The organism is Delftia sp. DT-2, assembly GCF_028401915.1.
In the GTDB taxonomy this organism is placed as follows: Bacteria; Pseudomonadota; Gammaproteobacteria; order Burkholderiales; family Burkholderiaceae_C; genus Comamonas; species Comamonas tsuruhatensis.
Window position 1 is genome coordinate 1 of the sequence record NZ_JAQOTI010000020.1, and the last position, 15,134, is coordinate 15,134.

Annotated in this window: 15 protein-coding genes and 1 pseudogene; all 16 read right to left on the reverse strand. The window is 66.9% G+C overall.

Annotation, left to right across the window (positions count from 1 at the left end; translation table 11 throughout):
- Nucleotides 1–206, reverse strand: a pseudogene (locus PO605_RS27015) (hypothetical protein); the annotation flags it as partial.
- On the reverse strand, nt 203–2,944 hold the full coding sequence (tssH, locus tag PO605_RS27020; protein ID WP_047471517.1) for a type VI secretion system ATPase TssH: 2,742 nt from the start codon (nt 2,942–2,944) through the stop codon (nt 203–205). The pseudogene PO605_RS27015 and the gene tssH, both read right to left, overlap by 4 nt.
- A 51-nt stretch (nt 2,945–2,995) precedes the next feature.
- Nucleotides 2,996–3,298 carry a hypothetical protein gene (locus tag PO605_RS27025; protein WP_231574406.1) on the reverse strand — a complete coding sequence of 101 codons (303 nt, stop codon included), beginning with the start codon at nt 3,296–3,298 and terminating at the stop codon, nt 2,996–2,998.
- Between the two features lie 265 nt (nt 3,299–3,563).
- Nucleotides 3,564–4,169: a hypothetical protein gene (locus PO605_RS27030; protein WP_227472492.1), complete on the reverse strand. Its 606-nt coding sequence runs from the start codon at nt 4,167–4,169 to the stop codon at nt 3,564–3,566.
- A gap of 35 nt (nt 4,170–4,204) precedes the next feature.
- Nucleotides 4,205–5,038: a hypothetical protein gene (locus PO605_RS27035; RefSeq protein WP_126311374.1), complete on the reverse strand. Its 834-nt coding sequence runs from the start codon at nt 5,036–5,038 to the stop codon at nt 4,205–4,207.
- Nucleotides 5,039–5,062: 24 nt separating this feature from the next.
- Nucleotides 5,063–6,247, reverse strand: a complete 1,185-nt coding sequence (gene tssG / locus PO605_RS27040) for a type VI secretion system baseplate subunit TssG (protein ID WP_272207183.1) — start codon at nt 6,245–6,247, stop codon at nt 5,063–5,065.
- Nucleotides 6,244–8,118: a type VI secretion system baseplate subunit TssF gene (gene tssF / locus PO605_RS27045; protein ID WP_047472707.1), complete on the reverse strand. Its 1,875-nt coding sequence runs from the start codon at nt 8,116–8,118 to the stop codon at nt 6,244–6,246. The genes tssG and tssF overlap by 4 nt, the downstream gene beginning before the upstream one ends.
- Before the next feature lie 23 nt (nt 8,119–8,141).
- Nucleotides 8,142–8,696: a type VI secretion system baseplate subunit TssE gene (gene tssE / locus PO605_RS27050; protein ID WP_016453373.1), complete on the reverse strand. Its 555-nt coding sequence runs from the start codon at nt 8,694–8,696 to the stop codon at nt 8,142–8,144.
- A 131-nt stretch (nt 8,697–8,827) separates the two neighbouring features.
- Nucleotides 8,828–9,637, reverse strand: coding sequence for a type VI secretion system accessory protein TagJ (locus tag PO605_RS27055; protein ID WP_047472706.1), 810 nt, complete (start codon nt 9,635–9,637; stop codon nt 8,828–8,830).
- Nucleotides 9,638–9,684: 47 nt separating this feature from the next.
- Complete coding sequence (locus PO605_RS27060; protein WP_047472710.1) at nt 9,685–10,242, reverse strand: hypothetical protein; 558 nt, start codon at nt 10,240–10,242, stop codon at nt 9,685–9,687.
- A 29-nt stretch (nt 10,243–10,271) separates the two neighbouring features.
- Complete coding sequence (locus PO605_RS27065; protein WP_013802359.1) at nt 10,272–10,643, reverse strand: hypothetical protein; 372 nt, start codon at nt 10,641–10,643, stop codon at nt 10,272–10,274.
- A 117-nt stretch (nt 10,644–10,760) separates the two neighbouring features.
- Nucleotides 10,761–12,254, reverse strand: coding sequence for a type VI secretion system contractile sheath large subunit (gene tssC, locus PO605_RS27070; RefSeq protein ID WP_047472705.1), 1,494 nt, complete (start codon nt 12,252–12,254; stop codon nt 10,761–10,763).
- A 28-nt stretch (nt 12,255–12,282) separates the two neighbouring features.
- Nucleotides 12,283–12,825, reverse strand: coding sequence for a type VI secretion system contractile sheath small subunit (tssB, locus tag PO605_RS27075; protein ID WP_047472704.1), 543 nt, complete (start codon nt 12,823–12,825; stop codon nt 12,283–12,285).
- 123 nt (nt 12,826–12,948) lie between these two features.
- Entirely contained in the window at nt 12,949–13,368 is a 420-nt protein-coding gene (locus PO605_RS27080; protein WP_047472703.1) for a hypothetical protein, read from the reverse strand.
- Complete coding sequence (locus PO605_RS27085) at nt 13,359–14,009, reverse strand: peptidoglycan recognition protein family protein (RefSeq protein WP_052195821.1); 651 nt, start codon at nt 14,007–14,009, stop codon at nt 13,359–13,361. Before PO605_RS27085 ends, PO605_RS27080 begins: the two co-directional genes overlap by 10 nt.
- 48 nt (nt 14,010–14,057) lie before the next feature.
- Entirely contained in the window at nt 14,058–15,083 is a 1,026-nt protein-coding gene (tssA, locus tag PO605_RS27090; RefSeq protein WP_047472702.1) for a type VI secretion system protein TssA, read from the reverse strand.
- Nucleotides 15,084–15,134: the final 51 nt, after the last annotated feature.

Sequence of the window (15,134 nt, forward strand, 5' to 3'; positions counted from 1 at the left end):
CCGGTGGCCGCGTTGGTGGCCGTGCTGGCTGCGCTGCGGCCGGCCTCCAGCGCCTGCTGGCCGGCTGTGGCGGCGCCCGAGGCCCGCTGCACGGTGTCGGCGGCCTGGCCGATGGCGCCCAGGTCCAGCGCCTGCGCAGCCGGGGCGGCCAGCAGAGCTGCTGCGATCACTGCCGTGGCGGCGCGTGGCAGGCGGTGCCTTCTCATGCCGGCTCCGCAGCGCGGGTGCGCACGTCCAGCGTGAAGTCGTCGCCGCTGGCGCCGGCATGCAGGCTTTGCAGTTCCTGGCCTTGCACGGTGGCCTGCAGGAAGTGGGCAGCCATGCGCGGCAGCAGGTTCTGGGTGAGGATGCCGTCCACCATGCGCGCGCCCGATTCGACCTCGCTGCAGCGGCGGCGCACCAGGTCCACGGCTGCTTCATCGAAGCTGAACTGCGCGCCGTGGCGTTCCTCGATGCGCCGCTGGATGCGCAGCATCTGCAGCCGGATGATCTGCTCCAGCATGGCGTCGGAGATGGGGTAGTAGGGCACGACGGTCAGGCGGCCCAGCAGCGCGGCGGGGAAGGTCTGCAGCAGCGGCTGGCGCACGGCCTGGGCCAGGCCTTCCGGTGTGGGCGCCAGGTCCGGGTCGCGGCACATGTTGGCGATCAGGTCCGAGCCCACGTTGGAGGTCAGGATGATGACGGTGTTCTTGAAGTCGATGTAGCGGCCCTCGCCGTCTTCCATCCAGCCTTTGTCGAAGACCTGGAAGAACATCTCGTGCACGTCGGAGTGGGCCTTTTCGATTTCATCGAGCAGGACCACGCTGTAGGGGCGGCGGCGCACGGCCTCGGTGAGCACGCCGCCTTCGCCGTAGCCCACGTAGCCGGGCGGCGCGCCCTTGAGGGTGGAGACGGTGTGCGCCTCCTGGAACTCGCTCATGTTGATGGTGATGAGGTTTTGCTCGCCGCCATACAGGGCTTCGGCCAGGGAGAGGGCGGTTTCCGTCTTGCCCACGCCCGAGGGGCCGGCGAGCAGGAAGACGCCGATGGGCTTGCCCGGATCGTCCAGCCGCGCGCGGGAGGTCTGGATGCGGCGCGTGATGGCCTCCAGGCCGTGGCGCTGGCCGATGACGCGCTTCGCCAGCGTGTCTGCCAGCGAGAGCACGGACTGCACCTCGTCACGCACCATGCGGCCCACGGGAATGCCGGTCCACTCGGCCACGACGGCGGCGACCACGCCGGCATCGACCACGGGCTGCAGCAGCGGGGAATCGCCCTGCAGCTCGGCGAGCTGGCGGCGCAGCGCTTCCAGCGAGGCCACGCTGGGTGGCTCGGCAGGTTCGGTTGCGGTGGCTTCGGCGGCCGTTTCCGGCGCCGCAGCGGACGGGTCTGCGGCGGCGCCGGTGGAGAAGACGGGCGGCTTCAGACCCATGAGGGCGGCCTCGGTTTCCAGGATGCGGCGGGCCAGCGCGCTTTCCTGGCCAAAGCGCTCGGCCAGCGTGGCCTGGCGCTCGCGCAGGCCGGCCAGGTCGGTTTCCAGCGCCTGCAGGCGCTCGGCCGTGGGCAGGCCGAGGGCGGCCTCGCGCAGCAGCACTTCCTGCTCTACGCCCAGGGCCTCGATGCGGCGCTGCACGGCTTCCAGCTGGGCGGGCGTGGCATGCAGGGCCATGGCCACGCGCGAGCAGGCCGTGTCCAGCAGGCTGACGGCCTTGTCGGGCAGCTGGCGCGAGGGAATGTAGCGGTGCGACAGGTTGACGGCCGCGGCCACGGCGTCGGCCGCAATGCGCACCTGGTGGTGGTTTTCCAGCTTGGCGGCCACGCCGCGCAGCATGTCCACGGCGCGGGGCTCGTCGGGCTCGTGCACCTGCACCAGCTGGAAGCGGCGGGTCAGGGCCGGGTCTTTTTCGATGTATTTCTTGTACTCGGCCCAGGTGGTGGCGCCGATGGTGCGCAGCGTGCCGCGCGCCAGGGCGGGCTTGAGCAGGTTGGCGGCATCGCCGGTGCCGGCCTGGCCGCCCGCGCCCACCAGGGTGTGGACTTCGTCGATGAAGAGCACGATGGGCGTGGTGCTGGACTGCACGGCGTCCAGCAGGCCGCGCAGGCGGTTCTCGAACTCGCCCTTCATGCTGGCGCCAGCCTGCAGCAGGCCCACGTCCAGCACGCGCAGCTCCACGCCCTGCAGCGGCGGCGGCACATCGCCCTGGGCGATGCGCAGGGCCAGGCCTTCGACCACGGCGGTCTTGCCCACGCCGGCCTCGCCCACCAGGATGGGGTTGTTCTGGCGGCGGCGCAGCAGGATGTCCACCATCTGGCGCACTTCGTCATCGCGGCCCGTGACGGGGTCCAGTTCGCCCGCCTTGGCGCGGGCCGTCAGGTCCACCGTGTACTGCTGCAGCGCACCGCCCTGGCCGGGTGCGGCGCCCGTGGCCTGGCTCGCTTCGCCTGGCGTGCCTTCCAGCCCGCTGCCATCGGCCGCGCGCATGCGTGCCTCGGGCGAGTCGGGCAGCAGGCGGGCGAAGGCATCGCTGAGCGCGGGCTCGGAGATCTTGTCGAATTCGCGCGAGATGGAGCGCAGCTCATTGGCCAGCGAGCGCGTGCGCACCATGCCCGACAGCAGATAGGCGCTGCGGATCTGGCTGTCGTTGAACATCAGCGTGGCATAGACCCAGCCGCGCTCGATGGCGGTCTCTATGTGCTCGGAGAAGTCGCTGATCGAGGTAGCGCCCCGCTGCAGCTGGTCCAGGCGGCGCAGCACATCGGCGGCCAGGCGGTCGGAGGCGATGTCGAAGTGGCGCAGGATGCGGATCAGGTCGCAATCGTTTTCCTGCAGCAGCTGGTGCAGCCAGTGCACCAGCTCCACATAGGGATTGCCGCGCAGCTTGCAGAACACGGTGGCGCCTTCCAGCGACTTGAACAGCAGCGGGTTGAGCTTGCCGAAGAGGGATTGGCGGCTGATTTCTGTCATGGGTCTTGGGTGCTTAAAAAGAAGGGATCAATGGGCGGTCGGAATTGCCGGCTAGCGGCGGGGGCGGACTTCGACCTTGCGGCCCTTGGCCTGGCACTGCGCCAGCAGTAGGTCCACCCAGCTGCGTTCGACGAGGAAGCTGCTGCCGGTGATTTCCTGCGCCGTTTCACGGACGTCGGTGGCGAGGTGGATGGCCTTGGCTTCGGACAAGGCATTGCCATCCCATTGCGCTTCATCCGGCGATGGTTTGGCGGTGAAGCGGCGCTGTCCCAGATTGGCGATCTGGCCACCTTCCAGCCAGACCATCCAGACCGACGAGCGCGCAGGGACTGCGCTGCGGTTGTGCTGTTGCACGAAGCAAAAGCGCTGGAGGGCTGAAGGCTTTCCGGGGCGAGTCGATGCCTGGCGGCTCTTCAAATGGATACGCAGGGCGGCTGGAGAAGGAATCAGGGATTGCGCCGGACGCGAGAAATCGGAAGCCCGCCCGCTTTCAGGCGCTGCCAGCAAAGGCAGGGCCGATCCCGCCAGGGTGGCCAGCAGACACCTTGCGAGCAGGCTACGGCCTTGCCTGACACGGCATGGGCCGGGAAAGCGGTTGCGTCCGATATGCGGCATGCGGCTATCGGGCAGGAGTCACTTTGATGGTGCGGCCCTTGGCCTTGCACTGCGCCAGCAGCATGTCCACCCATGCGCGTTCGACGAGGAAGCTGCTGCCGTAGATTTCCTGGGCCGTTTCCCGCACGTCGGTCGCGAGCTTGATGGATTTCATTCTTGCCAGGCTTTCACCATCCGCTTTGGCGTCTTCTTTCGTCAGCGTTTTGGGCGAATAGAGATGCCAGCCCATATTGACGATCTCGCCGCCATTGAGCCAGACCATCCACACGTTCGGCTCGGGATCGGACGGATGGTCGGGACGCTGCTGCACGAAGCAAAAGGTATTGCTCTGGCGGGCTCTTTGGGTTTCCCAGACTTCATCCTTGAACTTCAGGTATTGCCGCAGCGCAGTCATGGACGCGACTCTTTCCTGCGCAGGCCGAGAGTAGTCGGCAGCCGTCGGCTGGGTTTGCTGGCTGCTGATTTCAGCCGGCGATGCTGGTGGCGGCGATGATTCGGAGGCTTGGGCGCCTATCAAGCAGGCGCTCACTGCAATGGCAGTGGCAAGGCTGGCCATTGGGAAATGGCGATGCGGTTTCAAAGCGCTTGATCCGGTATGGGTTGGTGACATGGAGTGCCCTCCTTGGTTTTCGATGTGTTTGGGGATCAGTCGCGTTTGCGCAGCCGGGCATGTGTGTAGAACATGTTTCTAGCCAGCGCGGCGTGCTGAATGAAGTCGGCTCCGGGAGAGCTGGATTTCGCAGTTCTCCAGGCGAACAGGCCTGTGGGGGTTGGGTCTGGCGGCACCGCGCCGGTGGCAACGTCCAGGGCCGCCTGCACAAAGTCCAGATAGGCCTTGCGTTTGGGATGCAGGCCGTTGTTGGCGTTGTCCACATAGTCGCGGAGGTTCTTGGCAATGTCGGGACCCAGCTTCGGATAGACGTTGAAGCCATGGAATTGGACCGATCCCCGGTCATCTGCCATGACGATGTCCTCGACGCTGGTGGCACCGCGGGCCATGAAGTCTTCAGGCTTTCCGCTTTTCAAGCGGTTCTCGATGACTCGGCGCATCCATTGCATTCCGGTTTTCACGTTGTCGAGATTCCAAGCCAGTGAGGTGTCGCCCGGCGAGACGCTTTCCGCCAGGAACAGCCTTGCCAGCATCCCCTCCGTCGTGCTCTCTGCAGGCAGCGAAATGCTCTTCTCCACCTGCACGGTGATGGCTGCGGGCATGACGCTGAGCCCGCTTCCCTGCACCGCCACGATGCTGAGCTTGGTGAGCCCGGGCTGCTGCGCCACGAAGTCGAATTGCCAGCTGTCGGCGCGGGCGTTGTGTACGGGGGGCTGGGCCGCAAGAATGCTGGGCGCATCGATCCTGGCACCCAGCTTGTAGGCCTTTGCGACGGCCTCGATCTTGACGCGCAGGCGGTTGCCTTCGACCAGCGTCAGCGTGGAAGGAACCGGTGCGTTGTGCGGGAACTTGATCTGTACGGTGGGCATGTGTGCGAGCAGGGAAGTGGTGATTCAGTGGTTCGGTGATTCAGGGGCTCGAGGACTGGGGCCGGGGCCGGGGCCGGGGCCGGGGCGCCGGCCCCGCACGGGCTGGCGGCGCTGGCGCAGCCAGGCTTCGGGGTCCAGGCGGAAGTCGCGCGCGTCCTGGGCGGGCTCGGCGTGGGTGAGCCAGGTGGTCCAGCCGAGCTGGGTGCTGCTGCCCAGCCGGGCGGCAGGCACTTCCTGGCGGCGCAGCACCAGCACATAGTCCCAGGCGTATTCGATGCCCAGGTAGTTGCGCACCCAGTCCACCAGGGTCTGGAACAGTGCGGCCTGGGGCAGCAGCTGACGGTATTGCTCCAGGCCCAGCGGGCCGAGCACCAGGCGGAACTTGCTTTGCGCATCGGGCACGCGCGAGCCCACGACGGCATCCACTCCCAGGCGCGAGTTGCAGGGGCGGCTTTGCAGCCGGGTCTGCTGCCCGGGTTCCAGCTCCAGGTGGTGCAGGCAGTTTTCTTCCAGCCGCACGGGGATCTGGAAGTAGTGCGACAGGGCCTGGCACAGGCCTTCGGGATTGCGTGTCCAGCGGGTCAGGTGGCCGGCCATGAAGCGCTTGGCGTGGTCGGGCACGTCGTCGCGTGCGCGCTGGCTGGGCAGGCCGGTGCCGATGAAGCTGTCTATGTAGCGGCCGAAGGGGTCCTCGCCGGGGCGGTCCAGCGATGCCGTGGGCTGGGCGTCCGACCAGGCGCGAAACAGCAGCAGCAGCATGCGGTGGTGAAAGATGTCGGAAAAACGCGCCAGCGTGGCGTCGTCATGCTGGCGCAGGCGCTCGCGCACGTATTCGGTGATGTGCGTGGGCAGCGGTCCGTTGGGGCCGTAGAGGCCGAAGTTCCAGACCGTCATGCGCTCGGGCTCGCCGGCGCGCGAGGGCAGGATCTCGGCGATGGTGGCGGGCGCGAAGGCCAGCGACGGGTCCTGGCCCAGGCGCAGCGGTTCGTCCTTGGGGCGCGTGGCCTGGCCCAGGCGCGGCAGGTCGGGGTGGCGCGCCTGCAGGTAGCGCAGGCTGTGCATCAGGTCGAACTGGTAGGGCCTGGCGCTCAGGCGCTGCCAGAACAGGCGCGCCCGAGCGTCCTCGGACGCGTTCGCCTGCACGGTGGGCAGCTCCGGGTCCTGATCGGGCACCGGCTGGGCAAGGGGAGCGTGCGCGGCGTTGCTCATATGCCGGGCCGTTGTCCGGGGCGTGGCGCCCAGTACGCGACGGGGCCGCGCTGGCGAGAGTGCAGCTGCAGCTCGGTGAAGCTGTTGACGCCCACGTGGCGGGCAAAGAACCGCTCCAGCATGTTGGCCAGGGGCCAGGGGCTGACACCGGCCATGGCCGGCTCGTCCACGCTCAGGTGCACGCCCACGCCGCGCCCGTAGACGAGCTGGCGGTGCTGGGGCAGGCGGCGCGTGATGGGCTCGATGCGCATGCCCTGGATGGCGGCGATCTGTCCGGCCAGCTGGTGGTTGCCCAGGTCCAGGTACAGGCGCAGCAGCTCCTGCAGCGTGGCGGCGCCTTCCTCGTCGGACAGGTCGGTCATGGCCAGGTAGTTCAGGCTCAGGTGGGAGATCAGCCGCCAGGTGAGGCCGCCATCGGCCACGGCCGGTATCGGGGCGCTGGGGCCGGCGATGACGCGGGCCCAGTCCACCGGTGCCGACTCCTGAAGGGCAAAGTCGCCGCCCGGCTGGTTGACGCGCATGAGCAGGGGCAGGTCGCGGTTGGTGCACAGGGTATGCATGGACAGCTGCTTGAGCTCGTCGGAGAACGGCGCCTCGCGCTGGTCCACCAGCGAGATGAAGACTTCCGAGCCCAGGTACTGCGTGCGCGGGCCGCTGCGCAGGCTGCGTTCGGAAAACAGCCGGGGCTCGCGCCGCGTGGTGAAGTAGGCCTGCTCGGTGGAGTGCAGGCCGTGAGTGGAGGCGTACAGCGGCGCAAATTCACGGTCCTGCGTCTTGCCTTCGTGGTGGCCGGTGACGGCCTGCACGCCGTAGACCTCGAAGTCCAGCGGCCGCATGCGGTCGGCAACGACGTGGTATTCGTGCACGTTGGAGGCCACGTGCAGGCGGTCCGCCGTGTACTCGAACAGGTTGATGGCCGGAATGCAGTGCATCAGCAGCTTGGCCGCGTCGATCTGCGGCTCCAGCGTGGGCGCGGCGCGGCGCAGCAGCAGCGTGATGCCCACGCCGTCGTGGGCAATGCGGCGCATGCTGCGGGACAGGCCGTTGATCGAGAAGAACCGCTGCCGCGCGGGAAACGCGAAGTACTCGTGCAGCAGCCGGTGGCCCTGGAAGGCGCGGTGCGAATAGGGAATCAGGGCCTGTTCGCTGTCATGGCCCTCGGCGCGCAGCGCATCGGGCGGGAGCACGTCCCAGACCTGGCGCGGGTCCTGCGGGTGGTGGACCACGATGGCCAGCGTCTGCGTGTGGATGAGCTCCTGCAGATGGGAAGCGACGACGTCGCCCGCATGGATGTACACCCACAGCTGGTCCAGCGCCACCTGCATGCACTGCGAGGCATCCAGCGTGGCCAGCTGCAGCCGCAGGTGGCCGCCGGCCTCGCCCAGCTGGGGCACCAGCGCATGGGGCAGGTCCAGCGCCGGGCCGCCCAGGCGGGCCTGGCGTATCTCCAGCGGCCACAGCGTCAGCGGCCCGCCGGTGCGGAAATCGCAGATGGTCTGCTCTTCCTGCACCTTGTGGGTGCGCAGCACGCTGCCCGAGGGCAGGGTGAATCCATCGACCAGGTTGCCTTCCTTGGCACTGGGCTTGAGCTGGACCACCACCATGGATGGCGTGGGCGCCAGGTAATGGGGGCAGACCATTTCCAGCATGCGCTGGGACAGGCGCGGGAACTCCGCGTCCATCTTCAGCTGGATGCGTGCGCTCAGAAAGCTGAAGCCCTCCAGCAGGCGCTCCACATAGGGGTCGGCCACATCGGTGTCGTGCAGCGAAAGACGGCCCGCGACCTTGGGAAAGGCGGCAGCGAACTCGGCGCCCAGCTCGCGCAGATAGGCCAGTTCGCGGTTGTAGTACTCGACGAGGCGGGGATTCATGGTGTGTGTGGCGGCGTCCGGGCTCAGGCCCTGAGGTTTTGCAGCGAGACCTGGCCGGTCTCCAGGTCCAGGCTGGTCTTGAGCAGCAGCTCCAGCGGATAGGGCATGGACCAGAACTGGCAGCGGATCTCGAACTGCAGCGTGTTGTGGTGGTTGAGCTGCTCGGTGGAGGCCAGCAGCGTCACGGCCAGCGTCTTGGGCAGGATGCGCGGCTCGAAGGCCAGGATGCTTTCGCGGATGCTGCGCTCCACATGGCCCCAGTCCAGCTCGGACAGCAGCTGGCCGGCCAGCGGCGGCATGCCGTAGTTGATGACCGAGCGCTGCACATGCTCCAGCCCCTCCATCTCCACGTGGTCCCAGGCATCACGCGCATTGAGCAGCCAGCCCAGGTCGCGCAGCAGGGCCTCGCGCAGGCGGGATTCGTTCACGAAGACCGCATCGGGCCGCTCGGTGCGCAGATGGGGCTCATGGTCGGTCAGCCGGTCCAGCAGGGCGGGCTGCAGCCGGTCCTTGGCTGCGGTCGCCTGGTTCTGGCGCGTGCGCAGCGTGGGCATGGGGTTGAGGGGACTGGGGCGCATGGCTTGCCCTCAGGAACCGGCGGCCGATGCATGCCACGGGCCCAGACACAGCAAGGCAGCCAGCAGCAAGAACGGGCAGCGCAGGGCTTGCGGGGACGTGGGGGCGACTGTTCCGTGCATGGCTTGCTCCGTCATCGCGTGGCGGTGTCCAGCGCCAGCTGGCGCACCTGCAGCATGGGAAAGTCCTCGGAGTCGGTGACCCAGGTGCGCTGGCCGTGGCCGGCCACGTGGCCCGAGGATTCGTCAGGATCGGAGGAGGCTGCATCCAGCGGGCTCCACTGCGTGCGGCGCGACATGCGGACGGCGTCGTCATCGCCGGGCGCGAGCGGATAGCGCGCGGGCATGAAGCCCTGCAGTGCGCCGCCCTCGCGCAGCGTGACCTCGCAGGGCAGCCAGATCAGGTCGCGCAGGTCCTGCACGGGCTCGAAGCCGATCTGTGCAATGGCGTCGAAGGGCAGCCAGTAGTAGCTGCCGTGGGCCAGCAGCTCGCAGACGGGGCCCAGGCGGGTATCGCTGTCGGCCAGCCATTCGAAGCGGTGCTCGCCCATGTGGCCTGCGGTGGCGGGCGCCTCGTCCAGGGCGCGGGCGCGCAGGTCCTGGGCGGCAGCGCCTTCGTGGGCCAGCGCGTCGATCAGGCAGGCCAGCCATTGCGCGGGCTCGCCCATGAGAAAAGGCTTTTTCTTGCCGGCGAAGACCTCGGCGCGCAGCACTTCGCAGCGGATGGCCTCGCGGTAGGCGCGCGCCATGGGCTCGCACGCCGGGTCGAGCTGGGCGCACAGCTGCAGCTGCTCCAGTGCCTTTTGCCATTCGCCCAGCACGCACAGCAACTGGAAGTAGTAGATGCGCAGGGGCGCCGAAGCCGGGGCCTGGCGGATCTGGTCCTTCAGGGCCTTGAGTTGCTCGTCCAGGGAAAGCTGTGAGGTGAAGCTGGGCAGGGGCATGGTGAAACGCAGGAAAAAGAGAGGGGCGGGGTGCGGCTGCGCCCCGGTCAGTCGTCGTAGGAGCGGCAGCCCCAGCGCACGGCGTCGGGCGCCTCGCCAGCCACATGGCCGATGACGATGCGCGGTGGCGTCTCGTCCAGGCCCTTTCTGAGCGGCATGGCGCGTGCGTACTGGGCGGGCAGCTCGCCAAAGCCTTCAAGATCCCAGCTGCTGCGCGCCTGCGGCCGGGCCTTGGTGCGCTGGACCAGCGCCTGCAGGCTGCCCGTGGCGCGCGCCGCGACAATGCTGCCGCTGCCGCCGCGCACGGTGATGGAGGACACCTGCGTGCCATCGATCTCCAGCGGCGTGGCAAACAGGTAGAGCAGGTCCAGGCTTTCGCCGGGCGCGCGGTCCACCACGGTCACGCCCTGCGCGCGCAGGCGCTGGGCCAGCGCTTCGTCGCGGCCATCGGGAAACTCGATGCGGCAATGCAGTGCGTCGGTGAACAGGGTGGTGATGTCCGCTGCCGCTGCCGCCGTCGTTGTCGTGGCGGGGGCGGCTTGCACCGTGGCGCAGGCCGTGCCGGCCAGCAGCAGGGTGAAGAAGGTTTTGGAACAGGCGTTCATGGCGTGGCTCAATGGGCGCATCAGGCGCATCAGGGATGGCGGTAGATCTTGAAAGCGGGCTTGTGGGTGCGGTAGCCGGGGCCTGCCCAGAAACCGTTCTGCTTGAAGTCCGAGATCCAGACGCTTCCGTCGAACATCTGCATGTGGCCGGCGGGCGATGAGGTGAAGCCCTGCATCACCGCCACATCGCCTTTCTTGTAGCCACCTTCGGGCATGGCGTCGTAGCGTGTGAAGCCGGCGGCCACCAGGCTGGTGCCGTAGTCCTTGGCATCACGCGTGCGCTGCAGTGCGATGCCGCCAGCGCCGATCGCATCGCGCACATAGCGCGCGCAGTAGCCGGCCGAACTGGCGCGGGCATTGGTCTGCAGGGTGGCGACGGCGTTGTCTACATTCCAGGGCATGAAAAGCCTCTCTGAGTTGGGTCCTGGAGGGGAAAGCTTCTCCAGGCCTGTTTCTTGTTATGGGGCCTGGCCCTGGTGCGAGCGTGTCGGCACCAGGAGCCAGGTGGGCGGACAGTCTTACTTCGCGCCCTGCTTCACGGAAGGCAGCTTGGACACCAGGCGCAGCGACACCGTCAGGCCTTCCAGCTGGTAGTGGGGGCGCAGGAAGAACTTGGAGGTGTAGTAGCCGGGGTTGCCCTCGACTTCCTGCACCTGCACCTCGGCGGCGGCCAGGGGCTTGCGGGCCTTGGTTTCCTGCGAGGAGTTGGCCGGGTCGCCGTCCACGTAGTTCATGATCCAGTCGTTGAGCCAGCGCTCCATGTCGGTGCGCTCGCGGAAGGAGCCGATCTTGTCGCGCACGATGCACTTGAGGTAGTGCGCGAAGCGGCAGCAGGCGAACATGTAGGGCAGGCGCGCCGACAGGTTGGCATTGGCCGTGGCGTCGGAGTCGTAGTACTCGGCGGGCTTGGCCAGCGACTGGGCGCCGATGAAGGCGGCCACGTCCGAGTTCTTGCGGTGCACCAGGGGCATGAAGCCGTTCTTGGCGAGCTCGGCCTCGCGGCGGTCGCTGATGGCGATTTCCGTGGGGCACTTCATGTCCACGCCGCCATCGTCGGTGGGGAAGGTGTGGGCCGGCAGGTTGTCCACCGCGCCGCCCGATTCCACGCCGCGGATGGAGGTGCACCAGCCGTAGTACTTGAACGAGCGGTTGATGTTGACCGCCATGGCGTAGGCCGAGTTGGCCCAGCAGTACTTGCCGTGGTCGCCGCTGTCGGTTTCTTCCTCGAAATCGAATTCATCGACCGGGTTGGTGCGCGCGCCGTAGGGCAGGCGTGCCAGGAAGCGGGGCATGGCCAGGCCGATGTACTTGGCGTCGTCGGACTCGCGCAGGCTGCGCCAGGCGGCGTACTCGGTGTTGGTGAAGATCTTGGTCAGGTCGCGCGGGTTGGCCAGCTCCTGCCAGGATTCCATCTGCATGATGGCGGGCGCCGCGCCCGAGATGAAGGGGCAGTGGGCCGCGGCAGCCACCTTGGCCATTTCACCGAGCAGCTCCACGTCCGGCGGGCTGTGGTCGAAGTGATAGTCGCCCACCAGGCAGCCGAAGGGCTCGCCGCCGAACTGGCCGTACTCCTCTTCGTACACCTTCTTGAAGACGGGGCTCTGGTCCCAGCCCACGCCCTTGAAGCGGCGCATGTTGCGGTGCAGCTCCTTCTTGGAGATGTTCATGACGCGGATCTTGAGCATCTCGTCCACCTCGGTGTTGGTCACCAGGTGGTGCAGGCCGCGCCAGGCGCCTTCGAGCTTCTGGTAGTCGTCGTGGTGGATGATGCGGTTGATCTGCTCGGACAGCTTGCGGTCGATCTCGGCAATGATGGCCTGCACCGTCTGGTAGGCATCGTTGGACAAGGTGATCGCCGAGCCCAGCGCCTGCTGGGCCAGTGTCTGCACGGCCGCTTCCACGGCTTCGCGGGCCTGCTCGGTCTTGGGCTTGAATTCCTTTTGCAGCAGGTTGCCGAATTCGCTGTCGGCCAGCGCCTGGGTCGATTGTTCGAGTTGGGTTGCGGTATTCATGACGTGCTTGCCTTCCTGATGTGCTGCCTCAAGCCTCGGACGCAGGGCCGGAGGCCTGCGGCTGCGTGATGTTGGGCGCGGCTGCCAGCGACTTGAGCAGCGCAGGGTCCTTGAGCACCTTGCCGATCAGCTCTTCGGCACCCTGCTTGCCGTCCATGTAGGACAGCAGGTTGTGCAGCTGGGTGCGTGCCTCCAGCAGCGAGTTGAGCGCGCCCACGCGCCGCGCGATGGCAGCGGGCGAGAAGTCCTCCATGCTCTCGAAGCTCAGGTCGATGTTGAGCTTTCCCTCGCCCGTCAGCGTGTTGTCCACCTGGAAGGCGACGCGGGGCTTGATGGACTTCATGCGCGCATCGAAGTTGTCGATGTCGATCTCCAGGAACTTGCGGTCGGCGATCTCGGGCAGCGGATCGACGGGCTTGCCCGACAGATCGGCCAGCACGCCCATCACGAAGGGGATCTGCACCTTCTTTTCCGAACCGTAGATCTCGACGTCGTACTCGATCTGCACGCGCGGCGCACGGTTGCGCGCGATGAATTTCTGACCACTCTTGCCGGTTTTGGTGAGCGACATGCGGGTGTTCCTTTCAAGAAAAAAATGGGTCGCAGAAGTAGAAAGCCTGGAGTCCCGCCTTGCGGCGGACCGAAGGGCTGAGGGCGCAAGAGGCCGTGTGGAAACAGGTGGATGGGGTGGGCGTCATGGGGCAGCCGGCTCCTTGAAGTCGAAGTCCGGGTCCAGCAGATCCGTGCATTCCTCGCAGTAGAGATAGGCGATGGATCGCTTGTTCTCCGCAGTCCCCCAGCCAGTGCCGCTGTCGATGGTCAGCTCGACTTGACGGCCGCCTTTGAAGCGGACAGCGGCGCTGGCACTGCAACTGCCGATTTCATAGCCCTGCGCATAGTTGTATTGGATGCTGGGCTTGGCATGGCGCAGGAAATAGCGAACGCGCTTTTCATCAATGCGCAGCCGGCTGCAGCTGATGTTCGGGTCTTCGCTTTTGACGGCCCCTTTGCGGATCGTGATGCGCTCGATGGGCGAGGTCGCTGCAAAGGGCGCGTCCGCAAAAGCTGGGACTGCGAGGCAGCAGATGGCGATGGCACACCACTTCATGGCCATGTCGCAGTCTCCGCTTCCGTCACGTTCTTGTAGCTGACAGCAGGATGGCGATGAATCTCAGTGGAGGGTATCTGCAGGCTGCTCTTCAGCTCCTCCAACAGATAGCTCAGCGCACCTTGCTGCGGGCCATTTACCGCTTCATATACAGCGTTGTTATTTATGAAAACCTGCTGTTGCCGCTGCGTGAGATTAGGGGGCATCTTTTTATCCGTCGGCAGCGAGGCAATGCCGACTATCTCGATGCCGATACTGTCTTGGTTTGACGGATAGCGTTCTGGAACGCTTTTTGTCATTTCGATGCGATGAATCTCTTCATAGTCGCTCTTGCGAAACCGCTTTATCTCAGCCGCTGTGCACCTGAGCTCGGCAATGCATCGTGCCCTGACATTGCCGACATGGTTGGTCCGCCGGTACAGCGAGGCTGTCTGGTAGATCGTGCCCTGCTTGCTGATGAGAAAGTGGGCCCCGTTGGCTCCGCGTACCTGGTAGCTGTTAAAGACAGCCTGCTCGGTGGAGGAGCCCGTCTGGTGCACGATGATTCCCCTGACGGTCGGCATCTGGGCTCGCTCGATGGCCGTGGTGCGCCTAACCAGAATGCGTGCGTTATTGATCACCATTCCGTCCTTGTCGATTTCCAGCATTGCATCAATCCTTTCTGCCAATGGGTGCTTCGTTCCTGAAGACGGGGGTCATGCCTGGTTGTCCTGCAGGTGGGCGCCCGTGATCACTTCCACCTGGGCCAGGCTGTCGGGCGACAGTTCGCGCAGGATGTCCATGAAGCCCATGCGCATGAACCGGGCGGCGCGGCGGATGAGCAGGGGGGCGGGGTTGGAGGGCTCGGTGCGCTCCACGAAGGCGGCGATCTCCAGCAACTGTGCAATCGCCTGTTCGCGGCTGCGGGCCGGGGTATGGGGAGTGCCGGGCGCGGGCTGGGCTGCCAGGCCGTCGCCGGTGCCGACCTGTGCGGCCGGCTCGGTTTCGGCGGCCGTGTCGGCGTCGCCTGTGGACTGGGGCTGCCATTGCTTGAGGGCGAGCAGCAGCTGGCGCAGGCCGTCGAGCTCGGGCTGCTGGTGGCTGGGCAGGTGCTGTTCGCAGCAGGCGCAGATCCGGTCGAGTTCCTGCAGCGCGGGGGTGACGGCCAGCAGGGTTTCGTGGCCCTCGGCATGTGCGCGGGCCGAGGCCATGCGCAGCTCGTCGGCGGTCAGGTGCGGCAGGTCCTCGGGCACGTTGCCCTTGGCCATCAGTTCGGCGTCGCGCACGCTGATCTGGCCCAGGGCGCCGCGCAGGAAGTCGGCGTTGCGCAGGTCGCGCACAAAGCCCGTCACGTCCGACAGGGTGCCCAGGGCGTTCATGCGCATGAAGTAGTCGTCGCCGTCCTCGGGTAGGGGGTGGACATGCTCCCAGTGGCGCTCCAGCAGGGCGGCGCACAGCTGCAGGCCCTGCAGCGTGCCGGGCAGGCCGTGCAGGATGGTCCAGGCACGGCACAGCAGCACGGCCACGCGCAGGTCCTTGGTGCGCTGCATCAGGGCCGAGGCCTGGCGCTCCACGTCGCGCCAGTCCGGTGGCTCGGCGGGGATGACGGTGTCGCCGAACTGCTGTTCGACCTTGCCCTGGGCAGCGCTTTCCATGGACTGGAAGTCGTTGTCATAGGTGAGGTCCGGGCCGCAGGGGGGCTCGGCGGCGGTCTCGGTCAGCAGGTCCTGGATATTGGCCATGGGCGGGATTCGATGTGGCTTGGGGTTTGGTGTGCAGGGGCAGTGCGCTCT

Coding starts and splice junctions, on each gene's coding strand:
- PO605_RS27060 (WP_047472710.1), bottom strand. CDS start 10,242: ATGAACGCCTGTTCCAAAACCTTCTTCACCCTGCTGCTGGCCGGCACG.
- PO605_RS27065 (WP_013802359.1), bottom strand. CDS start 10,643: ATGCCCTGGAATGTAGACAACGCCGTCGCCACCCTGCAGACCAATGCC.
- PO605_RS27085 (WP_052195821.1), bottom strand. CDS start 14,009: ATGCTGGAAATCGACAAGGACGGAATGGTGATCAATAACGCACGCATT.
- tssG (WP_272207183.1), bottom strand. CDS start 6,247: ATGAGCAACGCCGCGCACGCTCCCCTTGCCCAGCCGGTGCCCGATCAG.
- tssH (WP_047471517.1), bottom strand. CDS start 2,944: ATGACAGAAATCAGCCGCCAATCCCTCTTCGGCAAGCTCAACCCGCTG.
- PO605_RS27055 (WP_047472706.1), bottom strand. CDS start 9,637: ATGCCCCTGCCCAGCTTCACCTCACAGCTTTCCCTGGACGAGCAACTC.
- tssF (WP_047472707.1), bottom strand. CDS start 8,118: ATGAATCCCCGCCTCGTCGAGTACTACAACCGCGAACTGGCCTATCTG.
- PO605_RS27080 (WP_047472703.1), bottom strand. CDS start 13,368: ATGGCCATGAAGTGGTGTGCCATCGCCATCTGCTGCCTCGCAGTCCCA.
- PO605_RS27030 (WP_227472492.1), bottom strand. CDS start 4,169: ATGTCACCAACCCATACCGGATCAAGCGCTTTGAAACCGCATCGCCAT.
- tssC (WP_047472705.1), bottom strand. CDS start 12,254: ATGAATACCGCAACCCAACTCGAACAATCGACCCAGGCGCTGGCCGAC.
- tssB (WP_047472704.1), bottom strand. CDS start 12,825: ATGTCGCTCACCAAAACCGGCAAGAGTGGTCAGAAATTCATCGCGCGC.
- PO605_RS27035 (WP_126311374.1), bottom strand. CDS start 5,038: ATGCCCACCGTACAGATCAAGTTCCCGCACAACGCACCGGTTCCTTCC.
- tssA (WP_047472702.1), bottom strand. CDS start 15,083: ATGGCCAATATCCAGGACCTGCTGACCGAGACCGCCGCCGAGCCCCCC.
- tssE (WP_016453373.1), bottom strand. CDS start 8,696: ATGCGCCCCAGTCCCCTCAACCCCATGCCCACGCTGCGCACGCGCCAG.